Here is a 20270-nt window from a genome sequence, read left to right as displayed (position 1 = left end):
CATGAGCTAAGTGGCAACTTATTTGAAAGTGATGGCAGTAAAGGTGCTTTGGCATAAAAAGCAATTAATAATCGCTTTGTCAAACCTTCCATCATTTTTTGGTAAAGCCATACAGGTCCACTTCAAATCGTTGAAAGACATCGTAGCAGTCTAAAATTTCGGCTAATTCATACCTCAAAATTGGTCGATTCAATTCGAAATTAGCCAGTCCTTTTCTTTTCCAATTGCTCTGAAAGTCGTCCATCATTTTTTGATGGCTAACATTTTTAAGGAGGCTTGCTAATTTCAAGGCATCTTCCACTTTCATGTGTGGATTTTTTTCCGATATCGGGTTGGCAAATTTTTCTGTCCATTTTTGTAAAAAGATAGCCAAATCTACGGGTTCATTTGGTTTAAAATAGGTAGCATTACTCCAACCTTCTGATACGCCAGTTCCTCTAATTAATCCTATCGCCCCGATTTTTTGAACCGATTTAAAATACTTTTCTTGAAGGCTCACGTCTTTGTAAGGCATGATATAGGCTTGGGCATCAAGGAGTGTTTGTTGCAATTTCCGTATGGATATGTCTTTAGGCGCTATTCCTTGCTGTATGCTTAAAGCAGCTAAAACGCCTGCCGCTTGTCCTATTTGCATGACGCAAGGTTGTAAGCGAGTGGTTCCATTGACTATATTGGACACACTGATGGATTTTTCCGCAATGATGACTTGGTCGTTGTTTTTGGGTATCAAAGTCCCCAGAGGAATATTAAATGAAGGGACAGGGAAAAATTCCAGGTGCTGTGGAGCCGCTAAATTCTTTTTATGGTGATGGTCCACGGGATAATCTCCCACGGCAATTCCAGTCGTATATAAAGGTTGAGGTGTATCGAAAGGCTTGGAGATGTGTTGAACCAACATTCTTACCATCCCATGTACTCTCCTAGATTCGCGGTAATAAGGATATAAAGCCAACTTATCATCTGTTGGGAATTCATCATCTGCTAGAGATAGATGAGTAAAGCCTAGGTCCTTTTGGATGAAATAAATAAACCGCAAGGTTTGTTGTTTGGCTTGTTCTATCATCTTAGCTCGTTCTTCTGGAGATTTATCAATGATTTGAAGGTAAATGTCATTTCCATAAATAGGCCAATTCAACATGTATTTATTATTGGGCAATTTCCCGTAATCGAGCATTTTCTTTGCATTGACACTGGGCTTTTTTCTACTTAAATCATGGTAAAAATCGGTATTACTACCATCAAATTCCGTTGAGTCATAATGGATTGGTCTTGGAATAAGTTTTTGAGGTTTTCCATAATCTTTTAGAATACCAACATAGGTGAGATCTTGGATGATATCGCTTTGGCCTGAAAAATTGACTTGTTCTCCCGTCTTGTCATTGGATTCCATTCCCACATCATAAGGTAGCTTGGCTGAGTATAGTACATCTCCAAGTTCTGTGGCATCAATGACCCGCTTTGCCTGTACACGTAATAAACCATGATTTTTTTTATGGTAGAATAGAGCGCCTATAATCTTGTTTCCTTTTTTCAGAACTTCTTTAAATTCGTAGTGATACAGAATGCTTAAATGCCTTTCCTTATTTGCCATTTGTTTGAAAATAGCATCTCCTACATGGGGTTCAAACAGCACATTACTTACCCAACCAGTGGATACGGCCTTAGTCCCTCCATAGTGCTCATAGATTTTTTGTCTAAATTCCCCAAATAGTCCAGAAGGTAAATGTTGGTTCCCGTCAAAAGCTGAGACCCCAGCAGAAGTTAACATACCGCCTAACCAGCTCGTATTTTCCACCACTAAAGTTGTGACACCCAAGCGAGCAGATTGAATGCCGGCGCATATTCCACTGGCAGTACCACCTACCACCAAGACATCGGTGGTGATGAATTGGTTTTTACCTTGGGAAAAGCTTTGGGTTATTATCGAAAGAAGTAAAAATGATAGCCCTATTTTTAATCTCATATTTCAACATGACAGCTGCCTCAGTTTTCTTGCCTTATGGCTTTGTCCCTGGGCAGGGTATGATAAGTTTAAATAATTTATCCTGAAATATAAAAATAAGTAGCCAACATTTACTATGGTACCGGCTCAGTTGTTAGTTCAGTATCCCTAATCCTCCTTATTCAACGATTAACTTGGCCATAGAATTTCCAAGTTGAATCAAGTAAATGCCCGTAATCAATACATTCATTTTGGAGAATTCATACACGTTTTCGCTATTGGGTATTTGTTGGATGGTCTTGCTCAGGATTAATCTGCCTAAATTATCCATGATTTTCAGTTCAACTTCCGAGGCTGCCCCAGCCTCCCATGTTAAGTGAACCCTGTCTTGAGTTGGATTTGGGTATAGGTGTAATGACTTCGTCTTTTCCTTTTCTATGGCTAAAATTTGAAAACTTGGAACATCCCACGGAACTAGTTGTAGATTTTTATTATTCCAAGCCTCGTTCACAAATAGGTGAAACTCCCCACTGGCTAATTTAATGGGTAGTGTTTTATTGGTGACGTCAAATGATTTACCACTGAAGTAATCATACCACTTACCTGTCACGGGAAAAGTAAATAAGACTGTTTGGGTATCGGGACCCGAATTTGCTACCAGGGCGACTTGAGAGTTTCCTTGGCTCAACTGGATTTGCTTGACTTCATTGGCTACATCTAAGGTGAAATCTGTTGTTTGGAAAATGGGTTTAGTCAACTTTAAATTCCCAAATTGTTGGTATACACCCAATAATTTCACCCGCTCAGTATCTTGTAAATAATTCCAAAGAAGGGGTTTTGCTCCTGTTCGGCCATTGGTATTGATAGACACATCATAAGCCAATTCGCCAAATTGCCAGATCATTTTAGGGCCTGGAATGGTATAAAACAAAGCAGCAGCCATTTTCATTCGTTCCAGTTTTTCACTGTTTGTGAATACCTTCCTAGCGGCAGTACTGGCCATTTCAACCATCAAACGCTCTTCATCATGGCTTTCGATATAATTCACTAAATGTGGCTTAGCAAATCCCCTTTTCTTGTACGATATCCAATCGTAATTGGTAGGGTAGGCCTGTAAAATTTTAGCCATATCAAATTTCGAATTGGCCCAAAGCATCATTCCATCATCACTCAATTCTTTCTCTTCTGCATTTTCCGCAAAATGTTCTAATATGACATAGGCATTGCTATCATAAGACCGAATTTTATTAAATATTCTTTTCCATATTTTAACTCGGCTGGCGTCATATTTGCCCCATAAATCAACATTCGTACCTGAGTTGGTTTGGGTAAATCCTTTGGATAAATCAAATCGAAAGCCATCCATTTTGAATTCTGTCAACCAATACTGACAGACCGTATCGACCAACCATTGGGTATGTGGGCTCTCATGATTAAAATCAAAAAATACGCTAAATGGATGCGTGGCTGTTACATTAAAAAAGGGGCTATTGGCCGAAGGTTTAGATCCATCCCAATACATTTTGACGTAAGGATTTTCTAAGTCTGCTTGATTTAACACCATATCTAAAATCACGGCAATCCCATTTTCATGGCATTTGTCAATTAAATATTTTAAATCATTTTTGGTGCCATAGGCTTTGTCAGGAGCTAAGTAAAAAATGGGATTATAACCCCAAGAATCATTTCCTGTAAACTCCATGATGGGCATTAATTCCAAGGCATTAATACCTAATTTCTTTAGGTAGGGTAGGGAATCTGCTACTGTCACATATCGTTTGTCCGCGATAAAATCGCGAACTAACAATTCATAAATATGTAAATTTCGTTGATCAGGTCTAACAAAGTTCTTTACTTTCCATGGATACTCGCTTTGTTCTCTGGATAACACCGATACGATGCCACTGCTACCACTCGGATATTTTTTTAGGTTTGGGTACGTCTTTGCCGAAATATACCCATCGTTATTCGGATCTAAAATCTTGTCAGCTAAAGGATCGGCTACCGTTAAATTTCCATCAATGTAATATTGGTAGGCAATTTCTTGGTTAGGAGGAATGCTACCCAAATCCATCCAATAGCGGTTTCCATCGCTTGTTCGATACATCAAATAGCTAGGATCTACCTTCCAATTGGAAAATTCTCCGATGGCATATACAAAACTTTTCAAAGGAGCATATAAGCTTAAAAAAACATGATCGTTGACCACGGTGATACCATCTTTAAGTCCGGCTGGACGATCCTTAATGGTCACTTGGGGCTTTGTTAATACTTGAATGGAGTCCTTGGTACTGCTATTTCCCGCCTCTAGACTAAGGACAAATTGATACGATTTCCCCTGTTCTGCACTCAAGGTATAGCTAATATTGACGGAATCAGCAGCGCTCTGGCTCCAAATAAGCGTGGAGCCTACCTTCAATTCAGCTTTTGATTTCGCAGAAAATTGAGCCCGAATTTGGACAGTTTTGTTGGCTTCACTCAGCGTGAATTTTTCAGCTGGACTTAACCATTTAACGGCTAATGAACCAGTATAGAGGTTTAAGACAAAATCTTCGGTTTGACTTTTGCCGTCACCACTTTTTAAAAGGAGTCCTAATTTTACAATGGGGGTACCCACAGGTACCGCATAATAGCTTCTAGGAGTGAGTTTAATCGACCACACATCGTTTCCTAGTGGGGTCATTTTCCCCTTTTCATAGGGTAGAGAGAAATTACTTTGACCATTGGGTTGAAATTGGAAAGCACTTCCTGTTTCGCTAGATCCTGCACCAGACCATAAATACACATCAGATGTTTTTCCTAATAGTCCACTAGCTCTGGCATCTTTGGCTTTTTTTAGGTCTACCAGGATGTTGATTTCACTCTCTGAACTAGGAAAAAGCTCTTGGGTCGAAACTTGACCAAGAGCTTTTAGCTGCACTAAAAAAAGAAATAAAAAGAAGAATTGCTTTTTGAATGGCATCATTATAGGACCTCCACAATGAGGGCTGATTTAGGATCTACCTTGATGTAATTCCCTAATTTAGAAATTTGTCCATTAATTACATTCTTAAGCTGAGCATTGGCTGGTAAGATTTCTTTATACAATCCTGGATCAACCTGACTCTCCTGTGCATTTTTATTGACAATAACCATGACTTTTGATTTTTCGGTATATCGAAAATAGGTGTAAATGCCATTTTTAGGCGCAAAATGCAACATTTTACCTTGGGTTACTGCCTCATTGCCTTTTCTCCAATTCAGTAATTTAGCCAGAAATTCTTGCGTGTTCTTTTCCTTGGAATTGAGTTGATTTCCCGATACGGCATCGCGAGTGTCCCCCGGCCAGCCACCTAAAAAATCTCCTCTTATTTCACCATGTTCATTACTCTTTGGATTGGCGAAATTGATTTCTGCCCCGTAATAAATCTGTGGAATACCTCTTAAGGTACTAATTAAAGAAAGGCCTATTTTATATAAATCGGCATCTTCTTTGACTTGCGTATAAAAACGACTCATATCATGGTTATCCAAGAAGATAACTAGGTTATATGGGTTGGCATAAATCAGGTCATAAGATAACACAGAATATAGTTTTAATAAGCCTTGATTCCATGATTCAGGTTCTGTTAATGCCTCGAAAATGGCGTTCTGTAGCGGGAAATCCATTAAACTAGGTAAGCCAGAACGGTAGCCATCTGGATTGATTTTACCTTTTTGCCAATAGGATGGGATGATGGGGTTTAGGGACCATTCTTCACCCACCATATTAAACTTAGGGTATTCATTGGAAATAGCTAAAGTCCAAGCATTCGAAAAGCTCTTTTCTGAATAGGGATAGGTGTCTATTCGTAATCCTCCTAAGCCTGCGTACTCAATCCACCAAATGGTGTTCTGAATGATATATTTGGCTAAGAATGGGTTATTTTGATTCATGTCAGGCATCGTGGGTACAAACCAACCATCCACTAAACCTTTTGTATCTGCTAAAGAACGGTGAGGGTCTTGTTGTGCCTCACGGTGATGATTCGTTGAGGTAAATGTAGCACCATGATTAATCCAATCTTTGTACGGTAAATCCTTCATCCAATAATGTCCACTTCCAATATGATTCAATACGATATCAGATATGATTTTGATTCCACGCTTATTTGCCTCGGTACATAATTCTTTGAATTTCTCATTACTTCCAAATCGAGGATCTATTTTATAATGGTTGGTAATGGAATACCCATGATAGCTTTGAACTTGTTGATCATTTTCCAGTAAGGGCATATTCCAAATAGCGGTATATCCCATCTTTTTGATGTAGTCCAAACGGTCAATAATCCCCTGTATATCGCCACCATGTCGAGTAAATAATTTGGAACGGTCCACCTCCTTCTCCAGCAGGGTAGGATGGGTATCATTAGTTTGATCTCCATTGGCAAAGCGGTCTGGGGTAATCAGGTATATAACATCTTTGGAACTAAAACTTTCTCGGTTTTGGCTACCAGCCACACGAGATTGTAGGGAATAGGGAATAGTAGCAAGTACTTTACCCTCTTTCATGATTTGAAGCGGATACTCACCTGGCTTGGCTGATTTTTCTATCAGAAAATCCACAAACAGGTAATTGTCGCTATCTGCCGCATGGGTTTTTACTACTTTAAAACCAGGTCGTAAGGATTTCACCTGAGCCCCCTTAATTTGAGTTCCTCTTAAAACCAATTGAAGATTAGGATTTTTCATTCCTACCCACCAATTCATTGGTTCTATTTGTATCGATTTCTCTTGGGAAAACGAAGTAAAATGAAGTGTAAGTAATAGTAGATATAAGAAATTTTTCATGGGTTAAATCGTTTTCAAATAAGAAGGATTACCTAGGATTTCAGCTATTTTTTTTCAATAAAATACTAGTCAATTAGCCGCTAATTGAGTTGAAGTTTTGAAATGCATTTTTTAACGAAGGAAGAGAAAACCAGCATTTAGGCCTGTGAAATGCCACAGGCCCAAATGTTTATTGGTTTTTACTTATGAAATACATTTGATTTTTTGAAAACCATTTTAGTTTTTAATCAACGTATAGGTAGGGGCGGCTGGATTTCTGAAGTCCAACTTAACATTGTACACACCCGCTGAACCTACAGCTATGTTGGCTCCGCCCGACTCTAATGATCCATTGGCGCCATCATCTCCATAATTCACACCCCAGTCATCATTCAATCTGAATTTAACTTCACCGGCGCTTAATGAGATGTTATTTAGATACCAAAGGCCTTCTGTACCAAAATCAGGTCTAAATTTCATGTCTGGTCCACCCCAGCCGCTGGCTGTGGCACTTCCAACAATACCCCAAACTTTGAAGGTTTCAATTTTTACCTTCAACTCTTTTTGGTTGAAAGTCACCAAATAAAATCCATCTGCTGCAATGGCTATGTTAGCACCACCTGATTCTAATGAACCATTCGCTCCATCATCTCCATAATTTAGCCCCCAGTCATTATTAAATCGAATTTTGATTTCACCCTTCACTAATTTGGCAATGGCTCTCCATTGGTCAGTGGCAGGATCATACCAGAAAGGTACATCTGGACCACCCCAGCCATTTGGAGTTCCTGAACCTACAATACCCCAAGTATATGGAACCATGGTGAAGGTGTTCTTAGTCAAATCTATGGTTACTTTGTAAGTGCCAGCGGCATTAACTTTAATATTGTCGCCATTAACTTTCAATGTACCTGAACCACCATCTCCAATATTATAGTCCCATTTATTATCAGTTCTGAATTTAATTTCACCAACCGCTAGGTCCACATAAGCCACAAATACATTCGCTATGTCGGTCTTGTAAAATGGCAAATCTGGGCCATTCCAGCCGCCTGGTGTGGCACTTCCCACAACGCCCCAATTGGTAGTTAGGTCTAACTTATCCAAAAACGGAGTAATGGTAATACTAGCTACCGGAGAGATAAATGAAGTTGTTGGTCCAATTACCGATTGAAGTTTAAAATCAACTCCTGACGCAACACCCGCTTTAAGTCCTAGCTGTAATAAAATGGGGTTTAATTCGCCCACTTTGAACGTTTTTTTCAAATCACCACCTACGGCAATCGCCACAGATTTAGAAAAATCGCCACCTTTTTTATCAATTAAAATGGTGTAAGTAGCTGCGGCATTAAAACCGTAGTCTGGCTTTGGCCAGCTGATGGTTACTGCCTCATTCGCAACTTGCTCTTTAATCAAAACAATGGATGATTTAGACAAGGTGATATTTGGACCGGCAGTAGCGGTCAAAATAGGTTGAATGAATTCTTTTTCACAAGACAACAAGCCTAAGCTGAAGACTAGAAGTGAAAATAGTTTGAACAATGATTTTTTCATAATCGTATTTTTTTATGAGTAAAGCCCTAATTAATAGCCTGCATTTTGAACTAAATTCGGATTCGCCACGATATCAGAAGATGGAATAGGGAACAATTTCAAATTATCTGAAACTCCTGCACCCGATTTAGATCCACCTTTCCATGCCCAAAGGTAACTTGAGCCAGTAAACATTTTAAAGCGAATTAAATCCGTTCTTCTGTGACATTCCCAATACAATTCTCTTCCTCTTTCCTTGATGATTAAATCTAAGTTTAAGGTGCTTACATTGCCACCAGTACCATTGTAGGCACGATTTCGTAAAGCATTCACATATTGTAAAGCGCTTGTCAAATCTCCACCCGATCCACCACGTAAAACGGCTTCAGCATACATCAAATAGACATCTGCCAAACGGAACATTGGGAAGTCGGTATCCGGGAAGTTTCCTTCTGAATCAGAACCTTTAACACCTGAAGAAGTCACATTTTTGTATTTTGTGATGGCATATCCATCATTGAATGATGAAATATCCGCTACCTCCTTGTTTTGTCCATCGGTAAAAAACATAGCTCTAGTATCTGTTTTTCCCGTTTTGTCATCAAAATGATCCACAAATTGCTGCGTCGTTCTTAAACCACCCCAGCCACCATTGATACCAAATTCGGCAGGGTTCATTTTACCACCTACGGGAGCATGCACGATGAAGGTCATACCACCCCAAGTTTTTGTCTTTGTTCCATCAAAAGCAATCGGGAAAATGATTTCTGCCGATTTATGATTGTCTGCTAAAAACAAATTTTGGTATTTTGATTCTAAAGCATAACCTGCGCTAATTACCTTTTTCGCTGAAGTAATGGCCTCCGTATATTTTCCTGAATTGATGTATACTTCGGCATTTAAATATAGCTTGGTTAATAAGGTCCAAGCAGCTGCTTTATCAGCACGGGCATATTCATTCTTTCTTGGTTCTGCCAAATCGCCTTCGATGGCCTTCAGTTCTGATTCGATGTAAGCAAACAAATCAGCTTTTGAAATTTGTTTTGGTAAAAATGAACCTACGGCATCTTTCTCCGTTACAAATGGTACAGAACCAAACATGTCTAATGCATGATAATAGCTTAAGGCTCTTAAAAAACGAGCTTCTGCACGGTACATTTTAATTTCTGGAGAAGTAATTCCTCTTGAAGCTAATTTCTCATCTGAAGTTTCGCGGATGTATTCATTGCAAATTCCAATTTGGTAATAAATACGGTTGTACATCGCGGTGATAAACTCATTTCCAGAAGTCCAGGTCATGGTATGGTAACTCGGTAAACTTCCGTCATTCCAACCAATAACTGCTTCGTCAGTTGGTAATTCTTGAGCCTTAAAATATTGACGTAAATAGGTTGAAAAACCTTCGTCAATTCCAGAAATATCTGGTTTTCCAGCGGGACCTTGTTGACCCGAAACAGCCAATCCTGCATATAATTTGGCCAATAAAGGTTTGTAATTAGCTGGATCTTTGAATACTGTAGCTGAGGTTACCTCAATGAATGGGACTCTGTTGAGATCTCCCGTACAAGAGGCCATGATACTTAAGATGATACTTAAGCCCAAGCCTTTAGCAAATGTGATGTATGTTGATTTCATTTTTGTACGATTTAACGATTAAAAATTCACTTGTAAGCCCAATGAAACAGTGCGTGGTCTTGGATACATGTTGTTATCGATTCCACCTCCAACTTCAGGGTCTAGGCCTTTATATTTTGTCAGGATAAACGCATTTTGAATATTCAATGACAAATTTGCGTTGAATTTTTTAGCCTGTAAAAGTCTGTTCAAATTATAACCAAAGTTGATATTATCTACACGTAAAAATGAAGCATTTTGAATGTAATAATCGGAGAAGTATTGCGTGTTATTGAAGTTTGTTTCATAAACATTGGGTACTAGGTTCGATAAAAAGTTATTACCACCTGTAGCCGCACGATAAATACCATTATTGGAATTAATGTTGTTGTACATGTAATTTCCAATATTGGCTCTCAATACAAAGCCAAATGAAAAGTCCTTAATTTGTAGATTGGACGAAGCTCCTAAGAAATACTTGGAATTAGGGGATTCAAAGCGATAACGGTCATCTGAAGAGATTTTGCCATCATTATTACGGTCTACATAAAGTCCTTCAAGGGGCTTTCCACTAGGATCATACACCTGCTGGTACACATAAAATGTATAAGGTGCATATCCCAAGGAGTGAATCTGAATGGTGTTACCAACCCCGCCTGAAATTCCACCAACTAATATACCTTGGTAGCTAGGATCTGGAACTTTCGTTAAATTGGTGATGTTACTCTGATTGTAGGTGGCATTAACACCAAAATCCCAATTTACCGTAGCTGTATGAATTGGGTTGAAATTTAAGGTCACTTCAACTCCCTTATTTTCTAAATTACCCACATTGGTTAAGATTTGGTTGGTTAAGTTAGAGCCAGCAGGTACTGGGATGACAGACAATAAATCTTTGGTGTCTTTCTGATATACATCGATCGAACCAGTGATTCCAATCTTTTTGAATCCAAAATCCAAGCCAATGTTTTTGGTGGTAGTTTGTTCCCATTTAATATTGGCATCATATCCCTCGGGTCTCAAGGTATTTGAAAATGTGCTTCCTAATTGGTACTGAGCATTAGGTTCAGAAATAGTATAGCGAGCCAAATAAGGATAATCACTAAATACATCTTGCTGACCCGTTACCCCCCAACCCAAACGTAATTTTAAATCGGAAATAAGCTCTGAATTTTTAAATTCTTCTGAGATTTTCCAGGCAGCGGCTGCACTTGGGAAAACACCCCAACGATTTTCTGGAGAGAATCTTGATGAACCATCATTACGCAAGGTAAAGGTTAATAAATACTTGTCGTTTAATGAATAGTTAGCTCTACCATAAAATGAAACTAGGGTATTTTGTGTTTTATAGTAGGTATTATTATAAACCGTTCCAGCAATATTCTTATCCAAATCCGTATTGTCTCGTAAGAAATCTTGGTAAGAATAACCACCCATGACATCTATTTTATGCATACCAATACTTTTCACATAGTTTAAATAAAACTCAAAGGTTTTATTATCCTTGGTTTGAGAATAGGTGCCATTTTTTCCACCACGGTCATAGGAATTAGCGATTCCAGCAGGAACAAAAATGCTTCCTTCTGAAGAAGACTTATCAATTGCCAGGTTGGCATTGGCTCTTAATTCAGGTAGAAAAGGCATTTTATAATCAAAAACGGCATTGGCAATCGTTCTCTTAACGGTCGATTTGTCATTTTGTAGTTCTAATAGAGCTACCGGGTTTTTCGGAGCCAAAGAGTTAGGTTTCTTGGTGGCAGGATCTAACCATTCAAAATATCCACCAAATTCTGAGCCTTGAATGGATTGGGTAGGATCAAATCCTACAGCCGTTCCGATGGCTCCTTGATTAGCAAAAATATTATTGATGACAGATGATTTTAGATTTAAATCAACCTTCAACGAGTTATTAAAAAAGCTAGGACTTAAACCAATGGCCGTAGAAATACGGTCCATGTTGGATGTTTTTAAGATACCGTTTTGGTTCAAATAACCCACCGATGCACGAACCGGCATATTTTTAATGGAACCAGTAATGCTCACATTATTATCGATCGAGATGGCATTGCGGTAAATTTCTTTTTGCCAATCCGTAGATGACTTGCCTAACAAAGCCTTTTGAGCAGCGCTTCCTTTTGCCGAAATCATCGAGGTGAAATCAGCGGCAGATAACACATCTAGGTAAGAACGAACTTGTGCTGATGAGGCTACTGAGCTTACTGAAACCTTAATGTCATCTCCTTTTTTACCTTTTTTGGTCGTGATTAAAATGACACCATTGGAGGCTCTTGATCCATAGATAGCGGTGGCAGAAGCATCTTTCAGTACGTTGAAAGACTCAATGTCATTCGGGTTGATGAATGATAAGGCATTAGCTGCTCCAGAAATACCGTTATTGTCAAGAGGTACACCATCGATAACAATTAAAGGGTCATTATTGGCATTTAAAGAAGAACCACCACGAATTCGGATGGTTGAACCTGCACCCGGTGCACCGCCATTGGAGGTAATTTGAACTCCGGCTACTTTACCAGCTACTAATTGGTCAGGGGAAACAATATTTCCTTTTTGAAAATCAACGGAGGAGATTGAAACCACAGAACCCGTCAAATCTTTCTTTTTCTGAGATCCATAACCAATCACCACCACCTCGTTCAGGGATTGTGAATCAGATTCCAACTGGATGCTAAAAGAAGTTTGGTTTCCAACGCTTACCTCTTTAGTGATGTATCCTATGGAGGAGATAATCAACACATTGTTGGAGGAAACATTTGCTAGGGTGAACTGACCCTTTGCATCAGCTGAAACACCTTTGCTGGTGCCTTTAACCGCAACTGAAGCTCCGGGTATGGGGCCTTCCTTGGAATTAACAGTACCACTAATGGTCTGCTGAGCAATGACCGAAAAAACGGAAAAAATAACCAATGATAAAGTCAAGAAAATACTCTTTCCTTTCCCTTGGTTAAATCCCTCGATCCAGCTAGTAAATTTAGCTTTCATAGACATGATTAAAATTTGTTAAAAAATATTTTTTTAAAAACTCAAAATTAAAGGACTAAAGCATTAGATTCGCCCCACTTTAATTCCTAATAAAAAATAATGAATTAGTACAATTGTCTGTAAATGAATAAATTACAATTAATTGTACGAATCATTTTATAAAGTGGAACAACAATAAAAAGGTACCCGATAATAAATTTGCCATGATAGGCTCTCCATTTAAATACGCTTTGCTTAGGTTAACCTTGCTTCCTTTACTGATGGTCCTATGTCACATGACCTTGGCCCAGCATAAGTTGGAGTTAATAGCACCTACACAAAAATTATTACCAAAAGGAGACTTTTACCTAGCGGCTGATTTTAATAATTGGGACCCGGGAGACCCTAGGTTTCAATTCAAAAAAAAATCAAATGGAAACTATGAAGTAAGCATACCTGATAGTGTACGTACTTTTGAATATAAAATTACCCAAGGCACTTGGCATCTGGTAGAAGGAACCAAAGACGGAAATGTCAGTGGCAATAGGAAGTTTGAAATCAAGTCTCAAGATACCTCCAAAATTCACATCATTCAATTATTAGGGTGGGAGAAGAAAGCTACCTACCGCATTATCGTAAATAAAATTCCAGCGGCTACTCCGTTTGATGCCAAATTGTATGTCACGGGAAATTTCAATAATTGGAATCCTAAAGATGAAAACTACTTATTAATTCAACATGCGGATGGTTCGTATAGAACTACCGTTCTTTCTGAGTTGACTGAAATTCAATACAAAATTACCCGGGGAAATTGGGCTTCTGTGGAATGTTATAGCAATGGTAAAGCCCGGCCCAATAGGAAAATAGAAAGGGCAGAAAAGTTAAAATGGAATCCTAGGGATATTGAGCATAAAATAAATATCGAGGTGGAAAACTGGGAAGACCTCACAGGTATCTTCAATTTTTTCGACTTATACAGTCTTTTTTTATTGTTTGCCAGTTTTAGTGGAATTTTATTGATGATTGCTATTCCAACCATTCAAAATTCCAACTGGTTAGCTAACCGTTGGTTGATTTCATTAATAGGCGTCATTTCCCTTACCCTCTTATTGAAAATTGTGTCGGCTGATCGAAATATAGCTCAGGAATTTCCCAAGTTATTGCTTTTGCCCGATTTTATCGTTTTTGCATTTGCTCCTTTATATCATTTATACATTGAAAAGTTATTGTTTAAATCGAGCGATTTTAAAATTAAATGGCGGTGGATTTACCTGCCAAGTTTAGTTCAGGCTTTAATTTATTTACCCTATTTTAATTTAGATTATAATACGTTCCGATATGCTCAACTAAACCATGAGCCCTCTTTCCAAATTCTATTTTTGTTAATTGGGTCAGCGGGGATTATTTGGAATTTGATTCAGTGGAATAAATTCAGAAAGATCTTAGATATTTACCTCGAAAAAAGTAAAATAAGTTCATCCTTTGAGGAGAATTTGAGTTATTTAAGTATCACCCAAATCATTTATTTAGCCTGCATCATTTTAGGCTTTTTAGCCTTGATTTTATATTTGCTAGGCTTTGTCATCGATGAGGACTTAACCTTATTAAGTAGCCAGATTGTGGATCTAATTTGGGTGGTATTTGCTTCTTTACCTTTCTTCTTGGGCTATTATGCCATACACCAGCCGGAGATTTTCAAAATTTCGCAGAAGCATAATATTTTAGGATCTGAAAGTGAAATAGACCTAAATACACCCATTCAAAGAGAAAATACCTATGTGCCGGGTAATAAGGAAGTTGTTAAAGATGAACTGGCCGAGAGAATTGTTGAAATAATGGTGCAATCAAAACCTTATTTGAATCCCAAATTGACCTTAAATGATTTGGCAAATCAGTTGAATGTTTCGCCACATGTGATGTCAAAAACCTTGAATGATTCCTTTCAGAAAAACTTTTTTGACTTCATTAATACGTATAGGACAGAGGCTTTTAAGGAGAAATTAGATGATCCGAAGTTTCAAAATTACACCTTTTTAGCGGTGGCCTTTGAGGCTGGATTTAATTCCAAAACTGCTTTTAATAGATCCTTTAAGCGGGTAACAGGGCAGTCGCCAAGTGAATATTTGCAAAGCATTAACCAATCTGAAAATATGATTTAGCTGCTTGGATGAAGTGATCTTTGCGCTAAAGTCTATTGAACTTATAAAATCTACCAGTATGTCTACGTGGCAAGAAGAAAATCAAGCTTTAATCAAAACCTTTGTGTTTGATTCATTTGAGGAGGCCTTGCGTTTCATGCAATTAGCTTCTGGGTATATTGGTCAAATAGATCATCACCCAACTTGGACAAACACCTATAACAAAATTCAGATTTCATTGAATAGCCATGATGCAGGTCATGTAGTAACGCAAAAGGATTGGGATTTAGCTGCGTATTTAGATAGCTTGTACCAGCAGTTTATACCTAGAGGGTATTGAAGAAATGCTTTGTGTGGGTTGATTTAACCATGCGGATATTTGAAAATAAACTATTTAGCACAGGTAGACTGTATATAATGGAATTCTCAAGGGAAAAGACTTGTTAAGGAAATTTTCATGTTTTTAATAAATAATAAGCCTACAAAAATTATTTTGCAGGCTTATACTTTTATGGGGATAGGTTTAGGGGTCAGATTTGAATACTGAACAACCTTTAATTAAACTTTTTGTAATGGGAAAATTATTTAAGTTTCATTGAATTTTTAGATTGGGCCACAATATTTAGGTGTTTATTTATTTTTGAAACTTCAACTTCTTTGGATTTTTGAATGAATCCCGATCGTCTATTGGGTATAGTTACCTTACACGATGTTATTTTAGAAGTATCTGGACAAAGCTGAACCCCGAACGACCTAACATGATAAGTATTAAGTGAGGCTATCAAAAACAAAATTTGGCTATACTGCTTCATAATTAGTCTTCTAAATTACTCTTAACAGGAATCATGCCTGCTTTATGTTTTCTTACTAATTCATTTATCTCCTCTACTTTTTTCTCATTTTTACTTGCAATGTCATATTGCTCAGAGGGATCTATCGATAAATTGAATAATTGAGGTTTTTCTAGTTTTTCTATCTTTTCAGGATATCCGATGGGATTATTCTTTAAATAGTATAATTTGTAGTTTCCCAATCTTGCCGCAAATAAATCAGTAGCATGGTAAAAAAACATTTCATTTCTTGGATTGACATCTTTATTCTGAACCATTAAGGGACTTAGGTCGTAGCCATCTGTTTTAACTTGATTAGGTATTTCAATTTTCGCTAAACTGCATAGAGTAGGTAAAATATCTAATGTACTTCCCATCTTCATTTCAACTTTAGGTTTAATATTGCTAGGAGCCCAAACAATAAATGGCACACGCATACCTCCTTCATAGCTGGTACCTTTAGCTCCGAACAATAAACCCGAAGAACCTCCTTGCTCTTTGAATAATTTCCATGGGCCATTGTCAGAAGTAAAGATGACATAGGTATTTTCATCTAGGTGTAATTCTTTTAACGTTTTCATTACTTGTCCAACGCTCCAATCTAATTCTTCAATAACATCTCCATATAATCCTCTGATGCTTTTGTCTTTGAAATTTTTTCCAGCAAAAAGAGGAATATGAGGCATTGAATGCGCTAAATACAAAAAGAAAGATTTATCCTTATTTCTTTTAATGAAGTCAACAGACTCCTCGGTATATCTTTGTGTAATGGTATTTTGGTTTGCAGGTCTTTCTATAATTTCATTATTACGCATAAGAGGAACATTGAAATCCTCAATTTCTGGTGTAAATAATTTTTCAAATGTAGATCCAGCTTTTCGATCCATATCATTGGAATAAGGTATCCCAAAATAGTAATCAAATCCATTATTATTGGGAGCAAATTGTTTTAGATGCCCCAAGTGCCATTTACCCACTAATGCAGTTTGGTAATTATTCATTTTTAGAATTTCGGCAATGGTTAATTCTGCCTCTGGTAGTCCACCTTTTGAATCCGGAAATAAAACCCTTCGTTTATAACTTTCCATCCCTATCCGTACAGGTAGTTTACCTGTCATCAATGCAGCTCTAGACGGAGTACAAACATTAGAAGCCACGTAAAAATTGGTCCATTTTTGGCCTTCATAAGCCATTTTATCTAAATTTGGGGTCTTAATTACCGGATTTCCGTAGGTGCCTAAATCTCCATAACCTAAATCATCCGTATAAATAACGATGAAGTTGGGTTTTCTTTTCTTTGACGACTGCGCGTTCAATTGAAAAAAAGTGAACAAAAGAACAAGGGGTATAAAAAATAGTTTAAGTTTCATAAAACGTTATTTTTAAGGTTTTTGCCAAGGGACTCTTCCACCTTCTTGAATGAAAGTCATTAATAAATTGTTTAATTTTTTGACCATTTCTGGATTCGAATTAACCAGATTGTTTTTCTCCAGTGGGTCATTTTTTAGATGGTAAAGTTCATAAGGTTGAAAAGGAGAATTTTGTAAAAGTTTCCAATCACCCAATCTGACAGCATGATAGGCTTTTCCACCGTATTGAATACCACCTTCTCTGCGCGTGAAATATAAAGGTCGCTCAGTTTGTTTTACATCTTTATTTAAAAGAACTGAAGCAAAACTCCTTCCTTCGACTTTATGGGGCATAGGTATGCCTACTAATTCTAACATTGTTGGAAAAATATCCATCGTCAAATTTACTTGAACAGAACTGGAAGCTTTTTCAATTTTTTTAGGCCAAGTTATGACTGTCGGTACTCGGATTCCACCTTCATACATACTCTGCTTTCCATCTCTTAATTCTCCGTTATTGGCCAAATCTGGTAGATGTCCTCCATTGTCAGAAGTGAAAATAATGATGGTGTTTTCATATTGACCAGATTTCTTAAGCGCATCAATTACTTGGCCAATTCCATCATCCAAATGTTCAATTAATGCAACCAACTTAGCTCTCTTTTCATTTATACCAGGGTTTCTTGCAATAACTTTATCTAACCATGCTTGAGGTGGTTGTACCGGAAAATGAGGAGCATTATAAGCAAGATAGAGGAAAAATGGATTTTTACTTTGACTTTGTTTTTGAATATATTCTATAGACCATTGGGTAAATAAATCTGTTGCATGTCCTTCAGGTTCAATTTTTTTATTGTTTAAACGCATGAAGTTTATACCGTGGCGAAGGTGAGTCCAATAATCTTCCATCATATCTTCTAACCAGCCATGGAAATAATCAAAGCCTTTTTCATTGGGTAGATTGGGTGATTCTAAACCTAAATTCCATTTACCAATGTGTGCGGTCTGATACCCTGCTTTTTTTAAAACCTTAGGTAGTAATATCGTACTTGGATTCAAATAGCCCCAATTATTCTCTTTATTATATCTTATTAAGCCAGGCACTCCAACAAAATCTGGATAACGACCAGACATAAGTGAGGCTCTAGTAGGAGCGCAAACGGGAGAATTTGAATAGAAATAATCAAACTTCATTCCGTCTTTCCTTAAGTTGTCAATATTGGGTGTTTTTACGTCTTTATTGTCGTAATAAGAAACATCATGATAACCGAGGTCATCAGTTAGTATAATTAATATATTAGGCTTTTTATTTTGTGCCAGTAACAAACATCCACTCAAACACCAAACCAAAACAGTAAAAACGCTCTTTTTCATTTGTTTTAAATTTAAATAAACAAAACAGATTGTATCAAATAGTTTCTAATGGTACTTCAAAGCAAACCATAGAAATTTGAACAAAAATCGGGAGGGTCAGATTGACTCCTCCCGATAAATTTAACCATCAACTTGTACTTATAATAAGATTTTTTCTGATTGATGTTTTACCATTTGGGATTTTGAACTAAGTTCGGATTTAGAGACAACTCATTTACAGGTATAGGCAATAAGTTGTAATAATCTAAATAACCCGTTGGGAATTTAGTTTCAATTACACCGCCCAAATGATCTTTAACTACTACTGGATAAATATCTTTACCAATATTCCAGCGTCTAATATCGGACCAATACAGACCCTCCAAAGCAAATTCAATTCTACGTTCTTTTCTTAATCTAATTCTGGCTTCTTGTTGGGATAATCCTGTTGGGATTAGTGAGATTTTAACATCTTTTCTTTCCGTTCTGATTCTGTTTATGATTGCTATTGCTTCATCAATATTTTTATTTAATTCAATCATTGCCTCAGCCTTGGCTAACAGGACATCTGCATATCGCATGACAATATTATTAATAGCAGATTGACCTGAAGTAGGTAGGTTGGCCATTTGGCCTTCTCTGTATTTACGCGCGCTAAGGTGTTTTAATCTATTTCCTGGATGATTAAATGCCCCACCCGGGTAAATGTAATTAGGGAAGCGAAAACCTAAAATATATGAACCAGGAATTACGATTGTAAACTCCAAACGAGGATCACGATTTTTGAATTTATCATTTGGATTAACCGGACTTCCGTCAATAGTCTCATAAGCATCAACTAAATTATCTGTTGGAACATATCGAGAACCACGGGTAAAACTACCTGTTCCTGTTCCGCAAAATTGATCATGAAATGAACCTTGAGAATTTTCACCAGAAATATATTGTACATCAAATATTACCTCCGAGTTATTTTCATTTTCCTGCTTAAAAAGTCCTTCATAGCTTGGAAATAAAGAGTACTTATTTAGTGCTTCAATTTGCTGTGCTACTTCAAGAACTTTATCATACATATTTTGATACAAATAAGCTCTCATCTTCAACCCCAAAGCAGCACCCTTATCTGCTCTGCCCACCTCTGGAGCTTTTATGCCCAAATTTTGAATGGCTACATCATAATCGGCAATCACCTGGTTCCAAGTGGCTTCTTTGGAGGCTCTAGCAATAACACGTGCCTCATCCGTAGTCAGAGCACTGTTCGCGATAGGTACTCCACCATATGCATCAGCTAATAATGAATAAGCTAAGCCCCTTAAAAAATGAGCTTCTCCTTTATATGTATTTTTAGCTGCATCCGATAATTTAACTTGATCCAAAGCTTTCAATAAATAATTAGCTCTAAAAATAATGGCATAGCATCTAGTCCATCGGAAAGTAATAATGTCGGCATCTGTGGATGACAGTTGCCCGTTACCCATTTTAGTGATGGGGAAATTTCCCCAATTAAAAGCATTGGGAGTCGCTCCATCCAATACCCCAAAGCCAAATAAACCCTCATTGTAAATAGAGGACTCTCTTAGCAAAGAATATACCCCATTTAATGCAAGCTTAATGTCAGCTTCATTTTGTGGAAAATTTGCAGTAGTAATTTTATCCTCCGGAAAAATCTCCAAATACTGGTCAGAACAACTAATACAAAAGCTTAATAAAAATATGAATAGGTAGTTATATATTTTTTTCATGA

11 protein-coding genes are annotated in these 20270 nt (G+C 37.4%); 2 read left to right on the top strand and 9 right to left on the bottom strand.

The window, feature by feature from the left end:
* Nucleotides 1-91 precede the first annotated feature (91 nt).
* From SKC36_RS04130 to SKC36_RS04105, 6 genes are all read right to left on the bottom strand, one after another.
* On the bottom strand, nucleotides 92-1963 hold the full coding sequence (locus tag SKC36_RS04130; protein WP_459464804.1) for an FAD-dependent oxidoreductase: 1872 nt from the start codon (nucleotides 1961-1963) through the stop codon (nucleotides 92-94).
* Nucleotides 1964-2120: 157 nt separating this feature from the next.
* The gene (locus tag SKC36_RS04125; protein ID WP_459464802.1) at nucleotides 2121-4907 is read right to left on the bottom strand and encodes an alpha-amylase family glycosyl hydrolase; all 2787 of its coding nucleotides are present in this window, start codon (nucleotides 4905-4907) and stop codon (nucleotides 2121-2123) included.
* A complete protein-coding gene (locus tag SKC36_RS04120; protein ID WP_459464800.1) occupies nucleotides 4907-6751 on the bottom strand; it encodes a glycoside hydrolase family 13 protein in 1845 nt (614 codons plus the stop codon). The genes SKC36_RS04125 and SKC36_RS04120 overlap by 1 nt, the downstream gene beginning before the upstream one ends.
* 216 nt (nucleotides 6752-6967) lie before the next feature.
* The gene (locus tag SKC36_RS04115) at nucleotides 6968-8284 is read right to left on the bottom strand and encodes a SusE domain-containing protein (RefSeq protein ID WP_459464798.1); all 1317 of its coding nucleotides are present in this window, start codon (nucleotides 8282-8284) and stop codon (nucleotides 6968-6970) included.
* Nucleotides 8285-8314: 30 nt separating this feature from the next.
* The gene (locus tag SKC36_RS04110; RefSeq protein WP_459464796.1) at nucleotides 8315-9898 is read right to left on the bottom strand and encodes a RagB/SusD family nutrient uptake outer membrane protein; all 1584 of its coding nucleotides are present in this window, start codon (nucleotides 9896-9898) and stop codon (nucleotides 8315-8317) included.
* Between the two features lie 18 nt (nucleotides 9899-9916).
* The gene (locus tag SKC36_RS04105; RefSeq protein ID WP_459464794.1) at nucleotides 9917-12877 is read right to left on the bottom strand and encodes a SusC/RagA family TonB-linked outer membrane protein; all 2961 of its coding nucleotides are present in this window, start codon (nucleotides 12875-12877) and stop codon (nucleotides 9917-9919) included.
* 245 nt (nucleotides 12878-13122) lie between these two features.
* Between SKC36_RS04105 and SKC36_RS04100 the strand changes: the two genes are divergently transcribed.
* Together SKC36_RS04100 and SKC36_RS04095 are read left to right on the top strand one after the other, a co-directional pair.
* Complete coding sequence (locus tag SKC36_RS04100) at nucleotides 13123-15015, top strand: helix-turn-helix domain-containing protein (RefSeq protein WP_459464792.1); 1893 nt, start codon at nucleotides 13123-13125, stop codon at nucleotides 15013-15015.
* 58 nt (nucleotides 15016-15073) lie between these two features.
* A complete protein-coding gene (locus tag SKC36_RS04095) occupies nucleotides 15074-15334 on the top strand; it encodes a 4a-hydroxytetrahydrobiopterin dehydratase (RefSeq protein WP_459464789.1) in 261 nt (86 codons plus the stop codon).
* A gap of 474 nt (nucleotides 15335-15808) precedes the next feature.
* Here SKC36_RS04095 and SKC36_RS04090 read toward each other — a convergent pair whose 3' ends face one another.
* The 3 genes from SKC36_RS04090 to SKC36_RS04080 all read right to left on the bottom strand — a co-directional run bounded on the left by SKC36_RS04090 (nucleotide 15809) and on the right by SKC36_RS04080 (nucleotide 20268).
* Nucleotides 15809-17194, bottom strand: a complete 1386-nt coding sequence (locus SKC36_RS04090; RefSeq protein WP_459464787.1) for a sulfatase family protein — start codon at nucleotides 17192-17194, stop codon at nucleotides 15809-15811.
* A 12-nt stretch (nucleotides 17195-17206) separates the two neighbouring features.
* Nucleotides 17207-18547 carry a sulfatase family protein gene (locus SKC36_RS04085; RefSeq protein ID WP_459464785.1) on the bottom strand — a complete coding sequence of 447 codons (1341 nt, stop codon included), beginning with the start codon at nucleotides 18545-18547 and terminating at the stop codon, nucleotides 17207-17209.
* 167 nt (nucleotides 18548-18714) lie between these two features.
* Entirely contained in the window at nucleotides 18715-20268 is a 1554-nt protein-coding gene (locus SKC36_RS04080; RefSeq protein WP_459464783.1) for a RagB/SusD family nutrient uptake outer membrane protein, read from the bottom strand.
* Nucleotides 20269-20270: the final 2 nt, after the last annotated feature.

Source organism: Aquirufa sp. OSTEICH-129A, from assembly GCF_054558355.1.
Note: the sequence above shows the minus strand (reverse complement) of the source record. Positions and strands in the feature narration are given on the sequence as shown.

Coding starts and splice junctions, on each gene's coding strand:
- SKC36_RS04130 (WP_459464804.1), bottom strand. CDS start 1,963: ATGAGATTAAAAATAGGGCTATCATTTTTACTTCTTTCGATAATAACC.
- SKC36_RS04125 (WP_459464802.1), bottom strand. CDS start 4,907: ATGATGCCATTCAAAAAGCAATTCTTCTTTTTATTTCTTTTTTTAGTG.
- SKC36_RS04120 (WP_459464800.1), bottom strand. CDS start 6,751: ATGAAAAATTTCTTATATCTACTATTACTTACACTTCATTTTACTTCG.
- SKC36_RS04115 (WP_459464798.1), bottom strand. CDS start 8,284: ATGAAAAAATCATTGTTCAAACTATTTTCACTTCTAGTCTTCAGCTTA.
- SKC36_RS04110 (WP_459464796.1), bottom strand. CDS start 9,898: ATGAAATCAACATACATCACATTTGCTAAAGGCTTGGGCTTAAGTATC.
- SKC36_RS04105 (WP_459464794.1), bottom strand. CDS start 12,877: ATGAAAGCTAAATTTACTAGCTGGATCGAGGGATTTAACCAAGGGAAA.
- SKC36_RS04095 (WP_459464789.1), top strand. CDS start 15,074: ATGTCTACGTGGCAAGAAGAAAATCAAGCTTTAATCAAAACCTTTGTG.
- SKC36_RS04090 (WP_459464787.1), bottom strand. CDS start 17,194: ATGAAACTTAAACTATTTTTTATACCCCTTGTTCTTTTGTTCACTTTT.
- SKC36_RS04085 (WP_459464785.1), bottom strand. CDS start 18,547: ATGAAAAAGAGCGTTTTTACTGTTTTGGTTTGGTGTTTGAGTGGATGT.
- SKC36_RS04080 (WP_459464783.1), bottom strand. CDS start 20,268: ATGAAAAAAATATATAACTACCTATTCATATTTTTATTAAGCTTTTGT.